The 21,386-nt window shown below is 32.7% G+C and carries 27 protein-coding genes; all 27 read right to left on the reverse strand.

The annotated features are described in order from the left end of the window. Positions 1-39: 39 nt before the first annotated feature. Entirely contained in the window at positions 40-321 is a 282-nt protein-coding gene (locus tag LEP1GSC203_RS17830) for a helix-turn-helix domain-containing protein (RefSeq protein ID WP_002975343.1), read from the reverse strand. After that, entirely contained in the window at positions 318-701 is a 384-nt protein-coding gene (locus tag LEP1GSC203_RS17835) for a type II toxin-antitoxin system RelE/ParE family toxin (RefSeq protein ID WP_002975264.1), read from the reverse strand. The genes LEP1GSC203_RS17830 and LEP1GSC203_RS17835 overlap by 4 nt, the downstream gene beginning before the upstream one ends. Positions 702-839: 138 nt before the next feature. Further along, a complete protein-coding gene (locus LEP1GSC203_RS17840) occupies positions 840-1,442 on the reverse strand; it encodes a hypothetical protein (protein WP_198008588.1) in 603 nt (200 codons plus the stop codon). Positions 1,443-1,959: 517 nt separating this feature from the next. Further along, positions 1,960-2,364, reverse strand: coding sequence for a helix-turn-helix domain-containing protein (locus LEP1GSC203_RS17845; protein ID WP_002975405.1), 405 nt, complete (start codon positions 2,362-2,364; stop codon positions 1,960-1,962). After that, complete coding sequence (locus tag LEP1GSC203_RS17850) at positions 2,365-2,664, reverse strand: type II toxin-antitoxin system HigB family toxin (protein WP_039938351.1); 300 nt, start codon at positions 2,662-2,664, stop codon at positions 2,365-2,367. Positions 2,665-3,483: 819 nt separating this feature from the next. Continuing rightward, positions 3,484-4,374, reverse strand: a complete 891-nt coding sequence (locus tag LEP1GSC203_RS17855) for a hypothetical protein (RefSeq protein WP_002975483.1) — start codon at positions 4,372-4,374, stop codon at positions 3,484-3,486. A 224-nt stretch (positions 4,375-4,598) separates the two neighbouring features. Then, positions 4,599-5,015 (reverse strand): putative toxin-antitoxin system toxin component, PIN family, encoded by a 417-nt coding sequence (locus LEP1GSC203_RS17860; RefSeq protein WP_002975322.1) that lies wholly within the window; start codon positions 5,013-5,015, stop codon positions 4,599-4,601. Then, on the reverse strand, positions 5,015-5,260 hold the full coding sequence (locus tag LEP1GSC203_RS17865) for a CopG family ribbon-helix-helix protein (RefSeq protein WP_002975346.1): 246 nt from the start codon (positions 5,258-5,260) through the stop codon (positions 5,015-5,017). Before LEP1GSC203_RS17865 ends, LEP1GSC203_RS17860 begins: the two co-directional genes overlap by 1 nt. Before the next feature lie 274 nt (positions 5,261-5,534). Next, positions 5,535-6,272, reverse strand: a complete 738-nt coding sequence (locus LEP1GSC203_RS17870) for a hypothetical protein (protein WP_039938354.1) — start codon at positions 6,270-6,272, stop codon at positions 5,535-5,537. Positions 6,273-6,469: 197 nt separating this feature from the next. Next, positions 6,470-7,306 carry a hypothetical protein gene (locus tag LEP1GSC203_RS17875; RefSeq protein ID WP_002975286.1) on the reverse strand — a complete coding sequence of 279 codons (837 nt, stop codon included), beginning with the start codon at positions 7,304-7,306 and terminating at the stop codon, positions 6,470-6,472. A 238-nt stretch (positions 7,307-7,544) separates the two neighbouring features. Beyond that, positions 7,545-8,126, reverse strand: a complete 582-nt coding sequence (locus LEP1GSC203_RS17880) for a hypothetical protein (RefSeq protein ID WP_002975243.1) — start codon at positions 8,124-8,126, stop codon at positions 7,545-7,547. A 261-nt stretch (positions 8,127-8,387) separates the two neighbouring features. Beyond that, entirely contained in the window at positions 8,388-9,116 is a 729-nt protein-coding gene (locus LEP1GSC203_RS17885) for a hypothetical protein (protein WP_002975195.1), read from the reverse strand. Positions 9,117-9,319: 203 nt separating this feature from the next. After that, a complete protein-coding gene (locus tag LEP1GSC203_RS17890; protein ID WP_002975382.1) occupies positions 9,320-10,027 on the reverse strand; it encodes a hypothetical protein in 708 nt (235 codons plus the stop codon). 440 nt (positions 10,028-10,467) lie between these two features. Beyond that, a complete protein-coding gene (locus tag LEP1GSC203_RS17895) occupies positions 10,468-10,668 on the reverse strand; it encodes a hypothetical protein (RefSeq protein ID WP_002975314.1) in 201 nt (66 codons plus the stop codon). A gap of 1 nt (position 10,669) precedes the next feature. Then, entirely contained in the window at positions 10,670-10,963 is a 294-nt protein-coding gene (locus LEP1GSC203_RS17900) for a BrnT family toxin (protein WP_002975254.1), read from the reverse strand. A 511-nt stretch (positions 10,964-11,474) separates the two neighbouring features. Beyond that, a complete protein-coding gene (locus tag LEP1GSC203_RS17905) occupies positions 11,475-11,912 on the reverse strand; it encodes a hypothetical protein (protein ID WP_039938357.1) in 438 nt (145 codons plus the stop codon). Between the two features lie 217 nt (positions 11,913-12,129). Continuing rightward, positions 12,130-12,735, reverse strand: a complete 606-nt coding sequence (locus LEP1GSC203_RS17910; RefSeq protein WP_002975434.1) for a hypothetical protein — start codon at positions 12,733-12,735, stop codon at positions 12,130-12,132. A 208-nt stretch (positions 12,736-12,943) separates the two neighbouring features. Next, a complete protein-coding gene (locus LEP1GSC203_RS17915; RefSeq protein WP_002975421.1) occupies positions 12,944-13,279 on the reverse strand; it encodes a helix-turn-helix domain-containing protein in 336 nt (111 codons plus the stop codon). Next, positions 13,276-13,629: a type II toxin-antitoxin system RelE/ParE family toxin gene (locus LEP1GSC203_RS17920; protein ID WP_002975353.1), complete on the reverse strand. Its 354-nt coding sequence runs from the start codon at positions 13,627-13,629 to the stop codon at positions 13,276-13,278. The genes LEP1GSC203_RS17915 and LEP1GSC203_RS17920 overlap by 4 nt, the downstream gene beginning before the upstream one ends. A gap of 1,087 nt (positions 13,630-14,716) precedes the next feature. Next, on the reverse strand, positions 14,717-15,358 hold the full coding sequence (locus LEP1GSC203_RS17930; RefSeq protein ID WP_002975263.1) for a hypothetical protein: 642 nt from the start codon (positions 15,356-15,358) through the stop codon (positions 14,717-14,719). A gap of 203 nt (positions 15,359-15,561) precedes the next feature. Beyond that, on the reverse strand, positions 15,562-16,161 hold the full coding sequence (locus LEP1GSC203_RS17935; protein WP_002975445.1) for a hypothetical protein: 600 nt from the start codon (positions 16,159-16,161) through the stop codon (positions 15,562-15,564). Between the two features lie 243 nt (positions 16,162-16,404). Then, positions 16,405-16,986 (reverse strand): hypothetical protein, encoded by a 582-nt coding sequence (locus tag LEP1GSC203_RS17940; RefSeq protein WP_002975374.1) that lies wholly within the window; start codon positions 16,984-16,986, stop codon positions 16,405-16,407. 261 nt (positions 16,987-17,247) lie between these two features. Beyond that, positions 17,248-17,895 (reverse strand): hypothetical protein, encoded by a 648-nt coding sequence (locus tag LEP1GSC203_RS17945; RefSeq protein ID WP_002975350.1) that lies wholly within the window; start codon positions 17,893-17,895, stop codon positions 17,248-17,250. A 232-nt stretch (positions 17,896-18,127) separates the two neighbouring features. Beyond that, positions 18,128-18,445: a helix-turn-helix domain-containing protein gene (locus LEP1GSC203_RS17950; protein ID WP_002975201.1), complete on the reverse strand. Its 318-nt coding sequence runs from the start codon at positions 18,443-18,445 to the stop codon at positions 18,128-18,130. Then, entirely contained in the window at positions 18,411-18,788 is a 378-nt protein-coding gene (locus tag LEP1GSC203_RS17955) for a type II toxin-antitoxin system RelE/ParE family toxin (RefSeq protein WP_002975424.1), read from the reverse strand. Before LEP1GSC203_RS17955 ends, LEP1GSC203_RS17950 begins: the two co-directional genes overlap by 35 nt. Positions 18,789-19,121: 333 nt before the next feature. Then, a complete protein-coding gene (locus tag LEP1GSC203_RS19820) occupies positions 19,122-19,370 on the reverse strand; it encodes a hypothetical protein (protein WP_156808611.1) in 249 nt (82 codons plus the stop codon). A 584-nt stretch (positions 19,371-19,954) separates the two neighbouring features. After that, on the reverse strand, positions 19,955-21,250 hold the full coding sequence (locus LEP1GSC203_RS19480; RefSeq protein ID WP_002975252.1) for a GIY-YIG nuclease family protein: 1,296 nt from the start codon (positions 21,248-21,250) through the stop codon (positions 19,955-19,957). Between the last annotated feature and the right edge of the window lie 136 nt (positions 21,251-21,386).

Genomic DNA, 21,386 nt, shown 5'->3' on the forward strand with positions numbered 1-21,386 from the left:
GAAGCGCAGCGGTTAGTTGCTGTTATACGACGTCTGAATCTAAGCGGAAAGCTTTCTGTTTTTAATGGAAATTTCTAAATCCAATGCATGGCATACTTTTAGAAAAGTAGCCAAGTTACAATTCACGCCGTTTTCAATCTTAGAAAGTTGTTGCTGAGTAACATGAGCTTTTTTAGCTAAATCAGATTGTGATAAGCCTTTTTTTTCCCTCAAAGCTTGAAGTTCAATAGAGATACTAACAAGTTCCTTTTCTTCCTCAAATTTTTCCTTAAAAGATTTGTTTTTTAACTTAGTATCTAAATGTTTTTTCAATGATCTCATAAATTAAACTCCTTATAGTTTTTTTCTGAATATTTTTTTAGGAAAAAATCTCTTCTTTTAATTGCCTTTTTAATTTCTGCTTTGGGGACTTTATCAGTATTTTTTACAAATTGATTCGTAAGTATAATATAATCTTTGTAGCAGAAGAAATACAATATTCTTATTTGTGAACCCGAAAGTTTAATTCTTAATTCGTGGATCCCATCAATTAATAAATCCGCGTATGGCCTAGGGAGATTTGGCCCCAGTTCAGCAAGTTTATTTAACCAAGCGAATATTTTTGCTTGGTTTCTTTCATCTTTTGAATTGATGAAAATTTCTATTTCAGAAGGAAATTCTTCATTTTCTGTAAAATATAGAATTTTCCATTTCTTGGACACACTTAAAGATACATCAGAAATGATGTAAGGTCAATTCATATTTTTTGATTAGTATATATTTTTTCAGATGTCGTATAACGAACGAGGGCGTAAGTCCCGAAGTGAAGCGGTTAGTCGCTGTTAACCGCAGTTCTGAATTTAATAGACTTTGATTCCAAATTTCAATAACTTCTTTGGTAAATGGTCATCAAGATTTGAGATATCACTATCATTTAATTCAATAAGCTTAAAATCGTATTTTTTATATATTTCTTGTTTAATTTTTTTTCTTTCATTATATTTTGGATCATCTTCTAATCCCCAGAATTCTATATATACTCCTTCGCTTGGAATGAAAAAATCTGCATAAATATCTTCTTCAATTGGAAGTTTCCTTTCGTATGCGTGAGCTAAATTATAATCATATAATGCGTTATCAATAATAACCACTGCTCTTGATCTGACAAAATGTCCATCTTTAGTTCTAAAATTAGCAGGGAATTTTTCTCTAAACGAATCTAAGTTAGCGCTTTTAATTGAAGTTTCTGATTTTGGAATAGTTTCAGTTGTTGTTGTATGAGTTTCAGATAAGGAAGCAATTAGAATTTTATTATTAACAATATTATCTGGCCATAGAACATATGTTCCTCCTGACACTTCATGTTCAAACAGTTTCCCACCCAATGATTTGCCAAGTTTTGTTGGTTCCCATCCGGATAGATTTTTCTTAATCCAACCGAGTTCAGAAAGAATTAAATTCAATCTTTGTGAAGAGATTTCGAAATGTTTACCAATGTTAGTAGCATTTAATAATTTAGCTTTTGCTCCACTTGAATCTAAAGGTATTTCGATATCTTCTGGTTATGCGATGAATTCACCGAATTTGGGATGATTTTTAACAATTCCACCTTTTTTCTTTCCTACATCAGTTAAAACCCACTTATCATTAATCCTATCTATCCAATTTATTTTTTTTTAATAAATTAAAAAGATCTGAAGTTTGTAAGTTACATTCATTTGCTAGAGAGGTAGTTGAAATATATTCCATTTTTTTCTCCATATTTTATTTAATTGAAATTTCAGAATTGCGGTTAACGAACTAGACTAACCGACGTAGGCTGGCCCTGAGTCCCGGAACGGGACGTTAGGGATTGGCACGAAGCTTGCGCAAGCAAGAGGAGTGACAGAAAGCCTATGTGTCGCAGACCAAGCGAGGGCGAAGTCCCGAAGCGCAGCGGTTTGTTGCTGTTATGCGAAGTTTTCGGGCTTGTTGTATGAATTACGCCACGGACGGCGTTCTTTTTCTTCCTGTCTTGGCAGTTTTGACTTTATATTCTTTTACTAGAATGTCCGTAGGTATTCCAAGATTCTGATTAATCTTTCGAATCATTTCCAAAGTAAGTTTTCTTTTTCGATTTAAGATTTCGGTGGCACGACTTCGTCCGCCGATTAGATTTCCCAAATCAACACTTTTCATATTCATGTCGTCCATAACGGATTTTAAAGCTTCAATTGGATCTGGATCTTCAATCGGGTAGTGCTTAGCTTCGTAAGCATCAACTAAAGTGATTAGAATATCTAATTTATCGTATTCGGGAGTATTTTTCTTAGCATCCCACAGTTTTTCAATTTCAGAGATAGCTTCTAAGTGATCCTTTTGATTCTTGATAGGTTTAATGTTCATTTAAATCACCTCAGCATTGATTTTATCGTATTGTTCGTGAGTTCCTATAAATCTAATGAAAACAGTCTGTAAATTATAATGAACCTTTATAATGAGTCTGTATTTGTTTCCATGTATGTTGAAAACGATTCTATTATCTTTAAGAAAACTAGCATTTCTGTATTTTTTCTTTATATCAGAAGGGGATTTCCAACTGGCTTTGGAAGTGTCTTTAAACCAAACTTCGATAGGGATTTTAGAGTCCGAGTATTTAGGAATAGAATAGAAATCTCTTAAAATCTTTCTTGAAATAACCCTCACAAGTCAATAGGAACATGTTCCCGAATTGGTAACAACTACTTTTTTGACTTTTTTAGCGAGCACGGAAGCTCGCAACTTATTAAAAATAAAGCGCCCGGAAATTTCGCATAACGAATTAGTCTTACCGAAGTTGTCCGACCCTGAGTCCCGTAAACGGGACGTTAGGGACTGGCACGTAGTTTGCGAAAGCAAACGAGTGACAGGAGGACAATTTGGCGTAGCCCGAGCGAGGGCGAAAACCCGAAGCGAAGCGGTAAGACGCTGTTAGTTGCAGTTTCCGAATTTAAGAATGCATTAGGTATAAGAAAGTACAGATCATAAATCTAAGATTCTTAAATTTCTTCCTTTCTTATTCTTTTTCTTCTTTCCGAATTTTCTTTTTCTCTTAATTTCGTAAATCTTATTTTTCGCGACTGTGTCCCAAACAGAGCATCTTAGTTCTTATCAATTGTACTTTATATTTTGTTGGACTAAGTAAACCAAGAGAAGCTTTAATAATGAGAATATCTTTAATGTTCTTTGAAATTTTCTTATTTCTTCTTTTCTTTTGTCTTTTTCTTAGTTAAATTTCTTTTAATGAATAATGCTAATCTGCGAAAAACGCATTAAATATTTTCTTTTTCCTAATTTTCGGAAATTGCAACTAACGAACTAGGCTAACCGACGTAGGCTGACCCTGAGTCCCGGTAACGGGACGTTAGGGACTGGAACGACGCTTGCGTAAGCAAGAGGAGTGCCAGAAGCCTATGTGTCGCAGACCAAGCGAGGGCGTAAGTCCCGAAGCGCAGCGGTTAGTCGCTGTTATGCGACGTTTTGAGGTTATATATTTGCTCCGATTTCAATAACGACAGAACTAAAAGTTTCTGTTTTTGTATAATTGCCGCGAGTACCATATTCGATATTTTGTATGGTATCATATCTAGAATCTCCAGAGTAAACTCTCATATCGTCAGGTTTGATTTTTGCTACAATTGATTTTAAACCTATAGTCATAAAAACATTTTCAGTAAAGAAATATCCAGCTTTCAAATATACCTCTCTGCCAATATATTTACTATAAGGTTGTATATTAACATTAATGTATCCCTGATCCGTATTCAAAGCAGTAAAATAGTAATTATTGTAGATTCTTCCATATAGTTGAAAAAAACTTAGTCTGGTAGCAAAGAAGAAGTTTGCATATTTATCAGATTGATATTCAAATCCAATTTCAGGTCCTATATACTTTTGGCCAAATTTGATAGAATAGATATAAGGATAATTATCGGTAAGTTCAGACTTAACGTATCGTGATCCAATAATGATATTTAAGTTAGTAAAGTTCGGTAAAGTATATAGAAATCCAATTCTAATTTGAGATCTAAAATAATCTCCAATTGAAACGGGTGCTGTTGCAACTAATTCACTATTTTGATAGAAGTCATATTGCTGTGAGAAAGCTCTTTTGTTAAATTCGAGAAAGTCTGTATATATAGAGAAATTTGTATTTTCAATTTTTTTCTTGAAAGAAAACTCGAAGTTATTAACTGTTTCATTCCCCGTATTTCGATAACCTCCAATAATGTCTTTGAATTCATACTTTTCATAAGGAAATAAATAGGTTGAATTTCTAATAAATGTAAAAGTCCAAAGTTTTTCTTTTTGATCTGCATTTTGTACCGAATATACGGATGAACTTGCAAGTAGAATAGTTAATATAATTTTTTTCATGTATTTCTTAATAGTTTTCAAAATGTCGCATAACGAACTAGACTAACCGACGTAGGCTGGCCCTGAGTCCCGGAACGGGACGTTAGGGACTGGAACGACGCTTGCGCAAGCAAGAGGAGTGCCAGAAGCCTATGTGTCGCAGACCAAGCGAGGGCGAAGTCCCGAAGCGCAGCGGTTAGTTGCTGTTATGCGACGTTGCGGGGAGCGACACGGATGTCGCAATCTTAGCTATTTTCCTCTTTGATTTTTAAATATTCATCAGGCGTAATGATTCTTAAACTTTTTATTTTTTCAAGAGTAAGAAGGTCTTTGTCTCCAGTAATTATGAAATCTACATTTGCTGAAAAAGCAGTTTCTAAAATATGAAAATCATCCCTGTCTCTTAAATTTAAATAATCTTTCAGAGGTTTATTTTTAATAATAGTGGTCACATTTCTGATTTCTTCAATAGTGAACTGAATAAAATCATTTGGAAGTTTAAACTTAGGTTTAGTTAAAGTTTCTTCAATTTCATCGAGTATTTCATTTGAAATATACCCAACAAAAGCTTCATCGATTAAATCTTGTAGAACTAGCTTAGGTTTTCCATTAAATAAAATCGCAGAAATGTAAATGTTTGTATCTAAGAGAACTTTAAGCATTAAGAAGCTTTTCTATTTTTTCTAAAAGCTTTAATTTCTGCAAAAATGTCAGCTTCTGTAAGATTTGATCTTTCTACTGACTTCGTACCGAAATCGAAGATAGCTTGCCACTTAGATTTTTTCTCAATGTAAGTCCTTGCTGCCTCACGAATCAGTTCAGATCTGGATCTATGTTCTCTTTTTGCAATTTTATCAATTTCTTTTAAAAGTGCTTTTTCGAAAGAGATATTTACTGTCTGATTCATAATTTTCCAAGATATACAATATTTGTATATTTGTCAAATTGATATTTTTTTAAATTTCTTGAAAACGCCACACGGATGTGGCGACTCTCCCCCGCAATGTTCGCATAACGAACTAGGCTAATCGACGTTCCTCGTAGCTGAGCCTCTGAAAGAGGCGTTAGCGTCGGCGCGTCTTCTTGCGGAGCGAGAAGCGTGACGGAGAGGAATGTGGCGCAGCCCAAGCGAGGCCGTAAGTGCCGAAGCGCAGCGATTCGCCGCTGTTATGCGCTGAAGCTTACTTAAAAATTAAGCCAAAACCAAATTCATTATATGTTTCGATTTTAGTATCATAATTCTTGAAAACTGAATTCATTATTTGATCTCTGAAAAGATCAGTTTGCGAATAAATTAGAATTTCTTGAATTATATTTTGGTAACTAGATGCTAACGCACTATAGTTTTTTGAAACTTCCCTTTTATTGAAATACATAGAGCCTACGGAGAAGTAAAGGAAATAGTCACCATCAAAGATTAATTTATAACCTAATCCAGGAGAAATATAAAAAGTAGGTTCTAATGAAAATTCTGATTTATTGAAATTAAAAACAGGTTCTGAGTTTTGTTTATTTTCATAGAACATGTATTTAAGTCCTGAAGTTACGTTTGGCAAATATCCAATAGATAAATTTAAAAAGAAAGGTGATTCAAGAATAAAATAATTTAAAAATATTTTTCCTGAATTTTCAGTATTCTTTGTATAAGTTTTGTAACCTGCTATTGGTAATACACCAATTTCATCAAAATTATTTGATTTTGAAAATTGAATAGATCCACCGATTTCAAAAGAACTATTCAACGTGTAAGTTACACTTAGAAATGCGCCAAATAATGAATTAGAGAGATAATTTGTTCCAATGAACGTAGAATATTTTGTTTCAGTTCTAAATCTCTCCTGTTTCTGAACGAAGCTTTCGGGTAATATTGGAAAAGATAAGATTAGAAAAAGAAATATTAACTTAATTAGATTTTTCATTTTGTTTTAAAATATATTTAAGCTTTTGCGCATAACGAACTAGCCTTTCCGAAGTTGTCCGACCCTGAGTCCCGACGGGACGTTAGGGACTGGCACGTAGCTTGCGTATGCGAGCGAGTGACAGAAGGACAATTTGCCGGAGGCCGAGCGAGGCCTTGTGCCGAAGCGTAGCGGGAAGGTGCTGTTATGCGAAGGTCCTATTCGTAATGTGTGATTCCTGCATTTATCATATATTTCATGATTTCCATTGAATTAGAAGAAATGTTCATAATAATTGGTTCTAGCATTTCATATTTTAAATAAGATGAACCAACTAGATGATATTCATTTTCTCCGCGGCCAAAATTCATTATAATATTTTCAGGAATAATTTTTAATTTTTTCTTATAATAAGAAGAGTGAACACTTTTGAGTAAATTATCTACACCAGGATTAAATCGATGAACGAATATATTTCTCAATAAATATAAAATTCTAATCTCATTTCTTGAGAAATTTTTCAATGCTAATTTATAAATACTTTTGATCAAATCTTTATTTAAATTCTCGATTTTTTCAGCCAATCTATTCTTTTTGTTTAGTAATTGAAAAGAGACTGAATTTTCCTTAACACTTTCTTTTCCTGATTTTTTAAATAGTGTTTTGAAAGTTAAATCGTAAAAATGATAAGCTATATAATCTAGAAATATAAAATAATTAATGATTGAAAATTTCAAATTGATATTTCTAGGTTTGTATTTTATGTAGTTGGATAATTTTTCATTTTCAATTTTTTTTGATACAATTTCGGATCCTATTGTATAACCTATAAACATATGAAGTTCTTCATATGAACTTAAAATGTTTCTTGAACCCGAAATGATTAATTCTTTAAGTAAAGATTGCTGAATTCCTGATTCAGGGATAGAAAATTCAATTTTATTTAATTTTTCTAATTCATATATTTTCTTACTATCACAGTAATTAAAATATTCTTTCAGTATTAGAGCATTTTGTTCGATTATTTCATTTCTATTTTTTTCAATGTCATTCATAGTTTATAGGACTTTCGCATAACGAACTAGCCTTAACGACGTTCCCCGACCCTGAGTCCCAACGGGACGTTAGGGACTGGTCACGTAGCTTGCATATGCAAGCGAGTGCCAGAAGGGGAATGTGGCGCAGCCCAAGCGAGGGCGAAGTCCCGAAGCGAAGCGTTAAGGTGCTGTTAGCCGAAGTTCACATTTTATGTTTTTTACTTTTCGAATTGGATTTTATTTAAGAATTTATCAATCAATTACAATTAGAACTACATAATTCTATTGAATTTCGGACAAACTCTGTAGATTCCTTATTTTTTTTAGAAAAAGCAATGATTTCCAAAGGTGATTTGAATTGGAATTGTCCAGCTTTTGCAGTAGGTGAAAGTCTTCGTTCGCTAGTAATAACAAAGACTTTTGTGTTATCTGATATAACTCTCATTTCTGTGATAGTTCCATAATCTTTACCAATTTGTTGAGCACACATGAATCGAGCGGTATAACTTTCGTAATCGTGAAAGTCGCTTTCTTGTGGAGGATTTGATAAAATATCAGTACAGTGTGATTTTGCAAGATTTAGTATAGAATTTAGAAAAGAGTAAGCGGAGCTCGTATTTCTAAAGGATTGTTTTGCGATGATCCAATCGGAGTTTTGAACATCTTTATCGTTAGGAACCCATTCTTTTATAGATTCGTTTTGTTCATTTTTATCAGTTATGAGTTTCCATTCTATAGATATTGGTAGTTTAAGATTAATCGCGATGATAGGGTTTTGTTCTTTTCGGAAGCTTGCGCAGCCTATAAAGAAAAAAATAAAAGTTAGTAATAATTTCATAGAAAGTCTCCTTTGAATATCCTTTTTTAATAAACTTGTAATGTAATTTCCAGTTATTTTTTTACTATTTCGATTTGTGAATTTCGGCTAACGAACTAGCCTTCCCGAAGTTGTCCGACCCTGAGTCCCGAACGGGACGTTAGGGACTTGCACGTAGTTTGCGAATGCAAACGAGTGACAGGAGGACAATTTGGCACAGCCCGAGCGAGGCCTTGTGCCGAAGCGTAGCGGGAAGGTGCTGTTATGCGAAGTAATTTCGTATTAGATCGCAACTCCTGCATATATTGAAATAAAATGGTAATTCCTTGGAGAACCATTTTTATCTTCATTCATATCTTTTGTAATTAAATATGTATTTATATAATTACTAGAATATCCAGGATCAAAAGTATAATATTTATTTATTTTTCTTGCAGATAAATATCCGAATTCAAATTCAGTTCCAATAATAAAATTTGATAAAAACTCTCTTCTGTATCCTAAGCCAATGGATCCAAATAGTCGGTCTGCGAAAATTGTTGTTGTTTGATAAGGTTGAATTTCGGGATTATTATTTGAGCTAATAGAGAAAAGATTCTCGTATATTTTATATCCTTTTTCAACACCAAGATTAATGCTGGTGTAAAAATTATTCCAAAAGAAGAACTGTGATTTAAAGATTAGTTTTTCTCCAGTGAGATGATCTGATTTTCTGTTTAAAGTTAACTGGTTTTGTCTAGTAAGAGCATAAATTGAATATTGTTCACCTATTCTGTTTCCGTTAGTGTAAGATAGTCCAAGATAAAAGTTATTAAATAATCCAAACATTAAATTTAAGTATTGATCGCTTGTTCCCCAGACATTTCCTTTTTGATTTAAATTATTTATGTAAGCAGGTGTAATGTAAATGTGAAGTTTCTTTCTATCCGAATTACTTTCACTATATATTGGAAAAGTATAAATATATAATATGAAGAATGCTATTTTAATAATTTTATTTTTGAGTTTCATTTTATCCTTTTAATTTGAAATTATTTCGCATAACGAACTAGACTAACCGACGTAGGCTGGCCCTGAGTCCCGAATGGGACGTTAGGGACTGGAACGACGCTTGCGCAAGCAAGAGGAGTGCCAGAAGCCTATGTGTCGCAGACCGAACGAGGGCGTAAGTCCCGAAGTGAAGCGGTTAGTTGCTGTTATACGAAGTAAACCGCTTATTGGTTAAAAGTCAGGTGGTTATCAAAATTTATTAGAACATCTTTTATAACGACACCGGCAATTCCTTGCGATACAAGAAACAAAGCATAAGGATATTGCTGAGGTCCATTAAAGAAAGCGAAAGAAACGCTAAACCAGAGTAGTAAAAATGTATTTCCGTAATTAATTTCATTTTTATCGTCTAAGGAAAATTCGAATAATATTTTATCATTAGTTATGTTGAGTGTATTGCATCTAGTATTTTTGATATATCTTGAGTAAAGAGCACTTGCATGTTCAGTTTTTTGAACACACGGACTATATAAATCGGGAGTTTTATTGTAATCATTATTAATGCCAAAATTGATAGTATGCATTCCTATAATCGATCTATAGTAGGGAATAGTGTCTTTCGATTTAATGAATAGAAACCCAGTATATTTTCCTTTTGGAACAGAAAAGTTAATTATATCAGAATTGAAATTTTCGCTAAAATAAAAAGTTGGAGAGAAAACATTTCCATTTTTTTCAAAAGAATCTATATCTTGAATATAAAATTCCATACTAACATTGGATGGATTGAAATTTTTTAGTTTTATTGTAATAATTGAAGCATCATTCTTTATTTGAGGATTCAATTCTTCCTGAATTCTCAAGGCATTTCTTGAAAGACAATTAGTCAAAGTAAGTAAAGAAGCTATGAAAATATATTTTTTTTTGTTCATAATATATTAGTTTGGTTTATTTCGTATAACGAACTAGACTAACCGACGTAGGCTGACCCTGAGTCCCGGAACGGGACGTTAGGGACTGGCACGGAGTTTGCGGATGCAAACGAGTGACAGAAAGCCTATGTGTCGCAGACCAAGCGAGGGCGAAGTCCCGAAGCGCAGCGGTTAGTTGCTGTTATGCGAAGTCAGAGGTTTCTGAAAATTGTTGCTAAGAATTTTATTCTAATTACTCTTATTTTCTTTTTTAGCAATTTCAAAATAGATTTAGTTAGAATGTGTTAGCAATTACTAATTCGTCCAATTAATATGAAGCATACTACCAAGAGCTAATATAAATTAAACCTTCGATCGGATTTTCTGATAATATTAATATTTTTGTAATTTATTGTTCGCCTAGACTTCATGAGAGTCAATCTTATGAAATATGAAGCTTATTAAGAAAGGCTATCATGCAGTTCCATTTCTTTTTCCAAAATGGTATTTATGATAGTATTTAGATCAATATTCTTTTTTGTAGCTATTTTTTGATAATAGTCTTCCAGCTTAGGGTTCAGGTAAACAGGAAAGTGTAGATCCTTTTTATCCCTTGAATAGAGGCCTCTTTTACCTTTTGAAAAATCGTATTCTTCTCTCATATTAGTTTATCTCTTTTGAATAATATTGAGCTTCTTCGTTTAAAGTTGCTTTTCTAGCAGAGATTATTCTTATAATTTCTTCGCCTTTATTTGATCTATCAACAAAAATTACGACTGCAATGGTAATATTTTCAATTTTTCCGAGGGCAATTTCTCTAATTTCTCCATCCGAATGATCAGGATCGGATAAATAAATGGTTTTTGGATCGGCAAAAACTAATGAAGCTTTAGAGAAGGAAAGCTGGTGTTTTGCTAAATTCGTTTTTTCTTTTTCTAGATCCCATTCGAAAAGCATTTTTACATTCTGCTAGGCAAATGCATTTTTGAATAGTTATAATTTTAATCATTTAAATTCCTCTGATTTCGCATAACGAACTAGACTAACCGACGTAGGCTGGCCCTGAGTCCCGGAACGGGACGTTAGGGACTGGCCACGACACTTGCGCAGGCAAGGGGAGTGCCAGAAGCCTATGTGTCGTAGACCGAGCGAGGGCGTAAGTCCCGAAGCGAAGCGGTTAGTCGCTGTTATACGAAGTCGCGATTTGTATAATAATTAGCAGTTTATACGTCTCAATAAATATAAAGTCTATCTGATTATGCAAGTTTTGCAGTTATGAAATTAATTATATATTGTTAAATTAATAGTTTTTTACTTTTTCGATTTAATTGAAATCTTATTGGTTTTTGAGAATAGTTCTTTTTCGTTTTTTAAGTAACTAGTATTTTTTAACTTAATAGAAGATGCTAGTATGAATTTATTTGAAGAATTTGAAAACGAATTTAGGAAATATGTTGGTTGATTGTTTTTAAAAAAGCTTCATTAAATTTTTTAATGTATATTTTGATATATGGAAGAAACTATCTGAAATTCCATTGTAATTCCAGGGTTTTGATGAAACTTCAAATGTTTCTTCTAATATGAGATAACCATTTAAATAGGATATCCAAAACTCTTTATGTTCCAGGTTAATGTAATATTCTCCACCGTAGCATTCACGATTTTTTACTGATAATAATCTGCTTATATCATAATTCCATGTTATAGCCGAAATATCTTCAAATACGAGATAACATAATTTTATATATTTCCCATAGAAAGGTTCTAGTTCATACTCGTGATCGTGAATAATAAATACGTTAAAAAAAGGAATAAGTAATTTATTTTGATAAAATAGTAGATCTCCGAATATAGATTCAGCTGAATTGACACTTGAAATTCCGTTTTTTTTTATAAATTTTTTCACTATTGATATCTAAATTTCTAAATTATTTAATGTAGCGATTTCGTATAACGAACTAGGGGAGACGACGTTCCTCGTAGCTGAGCCTCACAGAGGCGTTAGCGTCGGCGCGTCTTCTTGCGTAGCAAGAAGCGTGACGGAGAGGAATGTGGCACAGCCCAAGCGAGGCCGTAGTGCCGAAGCGCAGCGTTTCCCCGCTGTTATGCGCAGTATTGCATTATTAAATATTTTTTAACGCATCGCATAATTCTTTTCCAACTAACTTTCCAAAATTTAAATATTCTTCAAGCTCAACTTTTTCCAAGCGAGGAGGAGTGTATTTTGAATTTTCAACAAATTCAAAGTTTAAAATTGGATTTGTAAGAGAATAATGATAAAGATTAAAATTAATTAGTTTGTTTTGAAAGTCATTAGGATCGATGCTATCATAAAGTAGTTTAGATTGAGGAATTAAATTATGAATATTTTGTTCATCATCTAAAAATAAATGAAGATCAATTCTTATTAGTTTGTTGTTATTAGTGTTATCAGTTAAAGTATAAATTGATTCGGAAGAGTTATTTAAAAATTTTGAAAATCCACCATATAAATTGATTTTTTTATTCGCGATTTGGCAATTTTTTAAAGAATCAATAACTCCATTGTTAATATTTCCAGATATTTTTTTGTTAGTTCTGTAAAACGGATATTCGAAATGAATAACATAATCATTAAATCTATTGTCAATTTTATTTAATTGATAAGTATTTAATTTTTTAAAAGATCTCTTTGTTATGCTGCAACTTATAAAGGATGTTAAGATTGAAATTAGAATGATGATTTTCATTTTAAAGGCAGGTTTGCAATATTGCGCATAACGAAATAGCGTTAACGACGTAGGCTGACCCTGAATCCCAGGATGGGACGTTAGGGACTGGCACGGAGTTTGCGGATGCAAACGAGTGACAGAAAGCCTATGTGCCGCAGGCCGAGCGAGGGCGAAGTCCCGAAGCGAAGCGTTAATGCGCTGTTATACGAAGGTTTTGGGAGTATTACTAACTAACTTTTATTCCTAAAATATCTAGCGGATTTGAATTATTTTTTAAAACGAATAGCATTCTTTGTGCTGGTCCTTGTGGAATATTTCTTCCAGATTCCCATGCCTCTACAGTTTTCTCCGAAACTCCCAGTGTGTTTGCAAAAACAGATTGAGTAAGATGTAATTTGGTTCTAATATTTTTAATATCTTTTCCTTTGAAATTAGGAAGTTTCGGAACGGATATAGAAGTTTGTTTTAGTTTTAAGTTAGATTTTCCTTCTGAAAATTCAATAGCTTCATTCAAACCTTTATTAAGACTGTTAAACAATTTATTGTTTGATGTATTTTTCATAACTTCCTCCTTTCTTTTTTTAAAGCATCTTTTAGTGTTAAAGTCAACTGTCCTAAAATTTTTAGCTGTGCTTTAGATAAGTTATCTTTATCATTCTTTTCAAGTAAGGTAATGAGAAAGAGAATTTCAAACTCTTCAACATCAAGGTAGAAGACTCTGATTCCAGAACTTTTGCCTGATCCTTTCTTTTTCCACCGGACTTTTCTGATCCCGTTAGTTTCTTTAATTACAACACCAGATTTCGGATTTTCTAGTAAATGAGTTTGAAACTCTAAAAGTTCCTGATCATCTAGTTTTGCTTTCTTCCAGAAATTATCAAAATCCGGTAAATGAACGAATAATCTTTTCAATAATCCATTAAACCCTACTCAGTAGGGGTTGTCAAGATTTCATTTTATATTTTTTCGAGAACTTAAATTAGGAATAAAGCTTTCCCGAAACTTTCGTATAACGAACTAGGCTAACCGACGTAGGCTGACCCTGAGTCCCATCGGGACGTTAGGGACTGGCACGGAGCTTGCGTATGCAAGCGAGTGACAGAAAGCCTATGTGCCGCAGGCCGAGCGAGGGCGAAGACCCGAAGCGAAGTGGTTAGCCGCTGTTAGTTGCAGTGGCTAACCGTAGAGATTTTTTTTAATATGTTAATTACTAGATCCAATAATGGTCGAATTTTTACCAGAGTAACCATAACACGCATCTGGAATAAAATTTAATTACGATGCATATGGGATGTATACTGGAGGTTTGTAATCATCTGGATAGTTATATATTCTAGCTTCAGCTTTTACTTTGGTACCAGCATTAGATTCGGAAAGCATTTCAAAGCAAATATTGATTATCTGATCTTTTTTAGCTGTAAATTTAAGTTTCATGTTATATGAAGTAGTAGTGGTAGAAGTAATAGAGCCGGCATATCTTCTGTTTTGGAAATGAAAATAGAAGAGTTCAAATTCATAATCACCTGGAGGAACTTTAAAATGTTTATCGTAACTAGGTTTGCTAATGAAGATATTCGTACCTGTTTTTTCAAGAACAGAATCAATAGGCTGTCCATTAATTTTTCTAATAATGAAGTTAGATACTCTGATTTCTGCAGAATTAGCTTCGTCAAAAGTGTCTGAATTATTTTTTTATAAATTCCATGTGTAGCACAGTTGACTATCAATGGTAAAAGTAATGTTAATGTTTTAATGTTCATATTATAATATATTTAATAGTTGAAAAGAACGTCAACTTATAATGAAAATTTCCATTGCAACTAACGAACTAGGCTACTCGACGTTTCCCGACCCTGAGTCCCGGTGACGGGACGTTAGGGGCTGGCATGTAGTTTGCGGATGCAAACGAATGCCAGGAGGGAAATGTGGCGCAGCCCAAGCGAAGCCGAAGTGCCGAAGCGCAGTGAGTAGCTGCTGTTATGCGAAGTAAAACTGATATTCAATTTAATTTATTATATATATTTAGAAGAGCTTTATATTTATTAGCAGTCATAAGCATAATCTCTTCATTTGTCAATGAATCGAATTTCTTCATATTTGAATAGGGAATCGTATCAAGAAAAGCGGAAAAATCAGAATTACATTCCAAACTTTCATTCCAAGCCAGATTTTTAGAAGAAATACAATCTTGCCTTAATTTACATGCGTTATCTAGGGGATCTTCGTATATAGGACAAGTATTGTAAATTGTTAAATTTGGTTTATTTCTACAATAGCATCCATAATTTATGTTTGAAAAAGTATTATTCCATTCTTCTTCAAATTCCATTCTAAATTTAATATTCTTTGTTTCTGTTTTTATTTTTTCTATTAGAATTTGATATTCATCACAAAATACTGTATCATCGAAACAGATTTTTATAAGATCTTCATTGTTATTAATTTTATTTTTACGATTTTCCTCAAATTCTTTTATTTCTTTATCTTGAGATTTCTTTTTTTCAATTTTTAAAGTTAACTTTTGGTGTTCCTTTCTTTCAATTTCTTTAATCTTTTCATCTTCTCTAAAGCTAGGGTTCACCAGATAAACAATCCAATAGAAAAATAGACCAATTGCTTCTAATACACCTAATGGATTCATATTTTTAGATTAATTTTGTTTTATTTCGCATAACGAACTAGACTAACCGACGTAGGCTGACCCTGAGTCCCGGAACGGGACGTTAGGGATTGGCACGACGCTTGCGCAAGCAAGAGGAGTGCCAAAAGCCTATGTGTCGGAGACCGAGCGAGGGTGCGTCCCAAAGCGAAGCGGTTAGTCGCTGTTATACGAAGTTTTGGATTTTAATTTAAAATATATTGTGCAAGAATTTCGTATGCTTGCATAATTCCTTCATCTTTATATTCATGTAAAGGTTTAAATCTCGAATAATCAATTCCATTATGTAAATAAATGACTGAGGAAGATTTAGCTACTTTTGTTTTTGTAATATTTTCTATATTTGAAACGGATAATTCTAGAACTAATTCAAATTCGTCCGTTGTAGGAATTAAACCTAATGAAATCGTTGAAATAAATTTAATAAATTTATTATAGTTGTAGGGGTAAATTACGATTTCGTAACCAGCAACTCTGAATTTATCAATTAGATAGTAAGATACATTTTTGGATTTTATATTGTTAAGTGAATCCAGTATTACTTTATTTTTGTTTTGAAATCCTAAAAAACTCGTTCGATCAAAATATAGCGTAACTTTTTGATTTTCTTTTTTGTGTTTTTTAAAAATAGTAACGATTTTTTCATTATATGATTCATGAATTTTTATTTCAATATTTTCTTCAGATGTATATTTGTTTAGGATTGAGAGTTCTTTAAATTCACTTTTAATAGATGTGCATTTTGAAATAGTAAATAGTATGAATATTGTAATTATTTTTCTCATATTTTTCCAAAATTTCGTATAACGAACTAGACTAACCGACGTAGGCTGACCCTGAGTCCCGGACGGGACGTTAGGGATTGGCACGACGCTTGCGCAGGCAAGAGGAGTGACAAAAGCCTATGTGTCGTAGACCGAACGAGGGCGTAAGTCCCGAAGTGAAGCGGTTAGTTGCTGTTAGCCGAAGTTCACTTCTACTAGATTTAATTTTTTCAAATTATTTTTTTTGAAGAAATGAATAGTATATCAATTACAATTGGCACTACATAAATTAATAGAATTTCGAATAAAGTCAGTAGATTCTTTATTCTTCTTAGAAAATTCAATAATTTCTGCTGGAGTTTTAAATTGAAATTGTCCAGCTTTTGTAGTAGGCGATAGTCTTCGTTCACTAGTAACAACAAAAAGTTGAATATTATCAGAAATTACTCTCATTTCAGTGATAGTTCCGTAATCTTTATCAATTTGTTGAGCACACATAAAGCGAGCAGTATAGCTTTCATAATCGTGAAAATCAATTTGTTGTGGAGCGTTTATTAAAATGTCCGAACATTTAGATTTTGCAAGATTTAGAACAGAATTCAAAAAAGAGTAAGCGGAGCTTGTATTTCTAAAACTTTGTTTAACGATGATCCATTCGGTATTTTGAATATTTTTATCAATTGGAATCCATTCTTTTAGCGCTTCGTTTTGATCATTTTTATCAGTTATGATCTGCCATTCTAATGATGCAGGTAGAGTTAAATTAATTGCTATGATAGGTTTTTGTTCTTTAAGAATGCTCGCGCAACCTAGAAAGAAAAGAATAAAGGGTATTAGTTGTTTCATGGAAAATCTCCTGTGATTGTGAATTGTCTTTTTTTCTACTGATGTTATTTTCAATTGTAGTTTTTATTGTTTCGATCTGTGAATTTCGGCTAACGAACTAGACTAACCGACGTAGGCTGGCCCTGAGTCCCGAACGGGACGTTAGGGACTGGAACGACGCTTGCGGAAGCAAGAGGAGTGCCAGAAGCCTATGTGTCGCAGACCGAGCGAGGGCGGAAGTCCCGAAGCGAAGCGGTTAGTTGCTGTTATGCGCAGTCATTTTTATAATAGATTTTTATTCAAAATTACTGCGGAAAATATTAACAAAAATATAGTTACCATTAGATATAAATTTGTTCGTCTTAGATAATTTCTATATTCTTTTGCAGAATAAAATAAATTTGTAGCATCTAATCTTAATTTTCTGTCAAATTTTTCGTAAGGAATGCTAGAATTAGAAATAAGTTCATTAATTTTTCTTTTATGAAATATCAGAACTTCATTAATAGATTGTGATATTACGTTGGAAGTAAAGAATTTTTGAGTTTTTATTTCTGTAAAAATTCCATTAGCTGTAATTAGAATTTCACCTGTTTTAAATGGAGTATAAAAATAGAAAAGATGTTTTTCGTTAAATTTTACTATAGATGCAAAACAAATATTTTCAGAGGAAGAGAAATTCCATTCTATATTTTCTTTGAATATGAAAGGGAATTTTTCAGATTTAATTCCAATAAATTCAAATCCATATGAATTAAGTATTTCTGATAAAATTTTTACTTCGGCTGGAAGTGTTGAACTATTTTTATCGGATATCCAAGATGATTTGATATATTTGATTAGTAAGTTTCTTAGTATTTGTTTAATTAATATTAAAGTTATAAGAAGAATAAGTAATGTAATTAAGAATGTTGTTATTTTAGAAATCATCTGCGGTTTTATTTTATATTTTTATTCATATCTTATTTGAAATTCTGTTTAAATGATTGCGCATAACGAACTAGGGGAGACGACGTTCCTCGTAGCTGAGCCTCGCAGAGGCGTTAGCGTCGGCGCGTCTTCTTGCGGAGCGAGAAGCGTGACGGAGAGGAATGTGGCGTAGCCCAAGCGAGGCCGTAAGTGCCGAAGCGCAGCGTTTCCCCGCTGTTATACGACGTGTGGTTTATACACTAGCCAATGTTTTCTTCCCTTTCTTTATGACTATTTCTCCACCTAAGGTGTGAATTAATTTAGATAGGACAAGTAAAGTTGGATTATCTTGTTTTCCACTTCTAATTTCTTGAATTACCGTGCTAGAAACATTTGCTTTTTTTGAAAGTTCTCTAACGGATACTTTTTGCGATTCCATAAGTTCGATTAAAGTTTCAGAAAGATTTAGAGCATCATATTCCTTTTCAAATTTAGCTTTGAAGGATTTATCTTTCATTAAACGATCAAATGTAGATTTAGTAGTAGATGCCTTTTTTACTTCTTGTTTCATAATCTTCCCTTCTTTTTATAGCTCTAATCTTTTCGTTTTTAGGCAGTTTATCAGTTTTCTTAACAAAAGCATTAGTAATGATTATTTTCTTCCCTTTTACAAAAAAGCAAAGAAACCTGTGAGGAATTGGTTTGAAAGCGAAAAGAGAGTCTCCTTCAAAATTGAATTTAGTTTTGTCTTTGATTTCACCAATATCAGCAAATCTTTTGAACAAAGCCAAAGTTTTAATTTTTAAATCATCTGGAAGTTCATTGAAATAATCTAGAACATCAGATTTCTCTTTTTCATCAAAATACCATTCAACAGTGAATTTTTCGCCTTTATAAGCTGTAAATTCTTTCACTTTTTGAGTGTGCCGGAATAACGGTACAAAATCAATTCATTTTTAATTTATTTTCCCCAATTTTTGGTTCTCTGTTGGTTTTGCCACATGTCGTATAACGAACTAGGGGAGACGACGTTCCTCGTAGCTGAGCCTACGTAGTAGGCGTTAGCGTCGGCGCGCTTCTTGCGATCGCAAGAAAGCGTGACGGAGAGGAATGTGTCGCAGACCAAGCGAGGCCGTAAGTGCCGAAGCGCAGCGTTTCCCCGCTGTTATGCGCTGGAAATGATTAGTAGAAATAATTAAGATATTCAATTTTTAGTTCTCTGAGTTTTTTGTATTTGGTATAATCAACTACATGTTATTGCTACCTGTGCAAATATTATTCCGCTGTATATAGCAACTTCCTTTTGCTGAATCACAATTTTGAACATAACTTGGGGGATTAATACAAGTAGATTCACAAATGAAGAATGTTAAAACAGGATCACATTCTCTTTCTTTTTTTCTTGTTTCTTTTGATTTTCCAAAAATATCTTCCTTTTCCTTTTGGCAATTTGCAAATAGTAGCAGTAAAATTAGAATTATGTTTTTAATTTTCATATTATTTTCTTTAATATACTTATAAAGATTTGTAAAGATTATATAAATTTTCCGATAATTTTAAATGCCAGCTTTCAGGCTAGATATTTAGTTTTTTTCTTAAATAGTATTATACCAAGAGTATTGGATTTAGTGAAATATATATTTTGAAAATATTATGGAGCTATAAACAATAAATTAAAATATTTTTATGATAACTTAGGTTTTTATAAGTTTCTGTTTTTAATTGATAACTCCGTTATTGGTAATTCTGCGAGAATAATTGGATCACATTAATTCCAATCTTAATTTAATGATGAAGAATTTTGGTGTTGAAATCTTCAATTTTTAATTTAATAAATATCTTCTGCCAAATTTTATCATAATTAAAATTTTGCTAAGTTTTTATTCTAAACAATTTTCATTTCTTGCGCATAACGAACTAGGCTAATCGACGTTCCTCGTAGCTGAGCCTGCGGAAGCAGGCGTTAGCGTCGGCGCGTCTTCTTGCAGAGCGAGAAGCGTGACGGAGAGGAATGTGGCGTAGCCCAAACGAGGGCGTAAGTCCCGAAGTGCAGCGATTCGCCGTTGTTATACGCTGGCTGCTATTTTTCATATAAATATGACCGAGTTTTTCCCGATTTTATTCTGTTTACAAAAGATTTGTCTAAATTGAGCAGATTGCAAATTTCTTTTGTAGTTTTTCCAATTTTTGATAGGTGAATGACCTTAATGACTACTTCGTTAGAGTGCTTTATATTAGGATGATCTTCGCCTTTTAAGAGACCTTTCTTCTTGTTTTCAAATCCAGTTAAATGGGACCAATTTTGTCCCGTTTTTATTTTCGATATTGTATGAATACCAACTTGAAATTTTTCGGAAATAAATTTAAGAGATTTTTTATTCTTTAACAGTTCAGCGATTTCAATTATTTCATCTTCTTTCAATTTTGCTAATGGGTTAAGTGATCCCTTTAGAGATTTGGATTTTCTTTTATTATTTAATTTAGTATTATGATTTATCTCACATTCTTTTATGTCTTCTGTGTTAATTGAATTCTCAAAAAATTTAATATCTTTCTCCTCTAATCTTATTTTACCATAAATTTTTCCTGAATGAATTCCTTTAACGGTTGAGTAAGGAACTCCACTAAATTCTGTTATAATAGATTTTTGAATATTTAATCCCAATAAGTATTTGATTAAAAGAACTGATTTTTTATCTAGCCAGGATTTTTTATCTAAATGGTAGTTTGTTTCATCAAAGGATTCAATGTCTTTCTTGGTTAGAAAAACATTTTTCCAGGAACCATTGTTTTTTATATCATTTATAATTGATTTACTGACATTTAAATATTTTGATATATTAGTATTCCTGAACCCAAAATGTATAAGTAATTTAATCATTTTTACATCTTTCTCCTTTATTAACGCCGAATGGTGTTTTTCACCCATTCTGCTTGCTGACATTTTTTTTCGAGTTTCTTCGGATATTTTTTTACCTTTTATTCTGGTTAAGGCTTGTGAAGAATGTTTTATACCGCGATTTGTTTCAGCCGAGATTCTTAAATTATATCCAAAATTCCTATTATTTGATTGGAATTTATTTATAAAATAGTTTTCACGTTCAACTATTGCTTTTTCAAAGAGTTCTTTTGTCTGAAATGATTCAGGTCTTATTATTTCGACTATATTAAAGGTGAATGAATTTTTGCCATGTTTTCTATACGATGACAATAAATGCTTTGATGGATGTTTTCCTGAAGATAATTCAAAAAAATGTTTATTATATCGAAGTCTAAAATACGTTGTCGATCCAATATATATTTTATTATTTATAGTATTTTTTATGGCATAGATCCCTGAATCTTTGCTTTTTTCCTTTGGAATATTATTAATCATAATTATGTTTTAGCAGCTTGCGTATAACGAACTAGACTTAACGAAGTTGTCCGACCCTGAGTCCCGGAACGGGACGTTAGGGACTGGCACGTAGCTTGCGTATGCGAGCGAGTGACAGGAGGACAATTTGGCGTAG

Source organism: Leptospira terpstrae serovar Hualin str. LT 11-33 = ATCC 700639 (assembly GCF_000332495.1).
In the GTDB taxonomy this organism is placed as follows: Bacteria; Spirochaetota; Leptospiria; order Leptospirales; family Leptospiraceae; genus Leptospira_A; species Leptospira_A terpstrae.

What these genes read in the sequence shown, in the direction of transcription:
- LEP1GSC203_RS17910 (WP_002975434.1), bottom strand. Translation starts at nt 12,735, where the DNA reads ATGAAAATCATCATTCTAATTTCAATCTTAACATCCTTTATAAGTTGC.
- LEP1GSC203_RS19820 (WP_156808611.1), bottom strand. Translation starts at nt 19,370, where the DNA reads ATGAAAATTAAAAACATAATTCTAATTTTACTGCTACTATTTGCAAAT.
- LEP1GSC203_RS17875 (WP_002975286.1), bottom strand. Translation starts at nt 7,306, where the DNA reads ATGAATGACATTGAAAAAAATAGAAATGAAATAATCGAACAAAATGCT.
- LEP1GSC203_RS17895 (WP_002975314.1), bottom strand. Translation starts at nt 10,668, where the DNA reads ATGAGAGAAGAATACGATTTTTCAAAAGGTAAAAGAGGCCTCTATTCA.
- LEP1GSC203_RS17915 (WP_002975421.1), bottom strand. Translation starts at nt 13,279, where the DNA reads ATGAAAAATACATCAAACAATAAATTGTTTAACAGTCTTAATAAAGGT.
- LEP1GSC203_RS17845 (WP_002975405.1), bottom strand. Translation starts at nt 2,364, where the DNA reads ATGAACATTAAACCTATCAAGAATCAAAAGGATCACTTAGAAGCTATC.
- LEP1GSC203_RS17900 (WP_002975254.1), bottom strand. Translation starts at nt 10,963, where the DNA reads ATGCTTTTCGAATGGGATCTAGAAAAAGAAAAAACGAATTTAGCAAAA.
- LEP1GSC203_RS17945 (WP_002975350.1), bottom strand. Translation starts at nt 17,895, where the DNA reads ATGATTTCTAAAATAACAACATTCTTAATTACATTACTTATTCTTCTT.
- LEP1GSC203_RS17870 (WP_039938354.1), bottom strand. Translation starts at nt 6,272, where the DNA reads ATGAAAAATCTAATTAAGTTAATATTTCTTTTTCTAATCTTATCTTTT.
- LEP1GSC203_RS17930 (WP_002975263.1), bottom strand. Translation starts at nt 15,358, where the DNA reads ATGAATCCATTAGGTGTATTAGAAGCAATTGGTCTATTTTTCTATTGG.
- LEP1GSC203_RS17880 (WP_002975243.1), bottom strand. Translation starts at nt 8,126, where the DNA reads ATGAAATTATTACTAACTTTTATTTTTTTCTTTATAGGCTGCGCAAGC.
- LEP1GSC203_RS17855 (WP_002975483.1), bottom strand. Translation starts at nt 4,374, where the DNA reads ATGAAAAAAATTATATTAACTATTCTACTTGCAAGTTCATCCGTATAT.
- LEP1GSC203_RS19480 (WP_002975252.1), bottom strand. Translation starts at nt 21,250, where the DNA reads ATGATTAATAATATTCCAAAGGAAAAAAGCAAAGATTCAGGGATCTAT.
- LEP1GSC203_RS17935 (WP_002975445.1), bottom strand. Translation starts at nt 16,161, where the DNA reads ATGAGAAAAATAATTACAATATTCATACTATTTACTATTTCAAAATGC.
- LEP1GSC203_RS17865 (WP_002975346.1), bottom strand. Translation starts at nt 5,260, where the DNA reads ATGAATCAGACAGTAAATATCTCTTTCGAAAAAGCACTTTTAAAAGAA.
- LEP1GSC203_RS17940 (WP_002975374.1), bottom strand. Translation starts at nt 16,986, where the DNA reads ATGAAACAACTAATACCCTTTATTCTTTTCTTTCTAGGTTGCGCGAGC.
- LEP1GSC203_RS17830 (WP_002975343.1), bottom strand. Translation starts at nt 321, where the DNA reads ATGAGATCATTGAAAAAACATTTAGATACTAAGTTAAAAAACAAATCT.
- LEP1GSC203_RS17890 (WP_002975382.1), bottom strand. Translation starts at nt 10,027, where the DNA reads ATGAACAAAAAAAAATATATTTTCATAGCTTCTTTACTTACTTTGACT.
- LEP1GSC203_RS17860 (WP_002975322.1), bottom strand. Translation starts at nt 5,015, where the DNA reads ATGCTTAAAGTTCTCTTAGATACAAACATTTACATTTCTGCGATTTTA.
- LEP1GSC203_RS17885 (WP_002975195.1), bottom strand. Translation starts at nt 9,116, where the DNA reads ATGAAACTCAAAAATAAAATTATTAAAATAGCATTCTTCATATTATAT.
- LEP1GSC203_RS17950 (WP_002975201.1), bottom strand. Translation starts at nt 18,445, where the DNA reads ATGAAACAAGAAGTAAAAAAGGCATCTACTACTAAATCTACATTTGAT.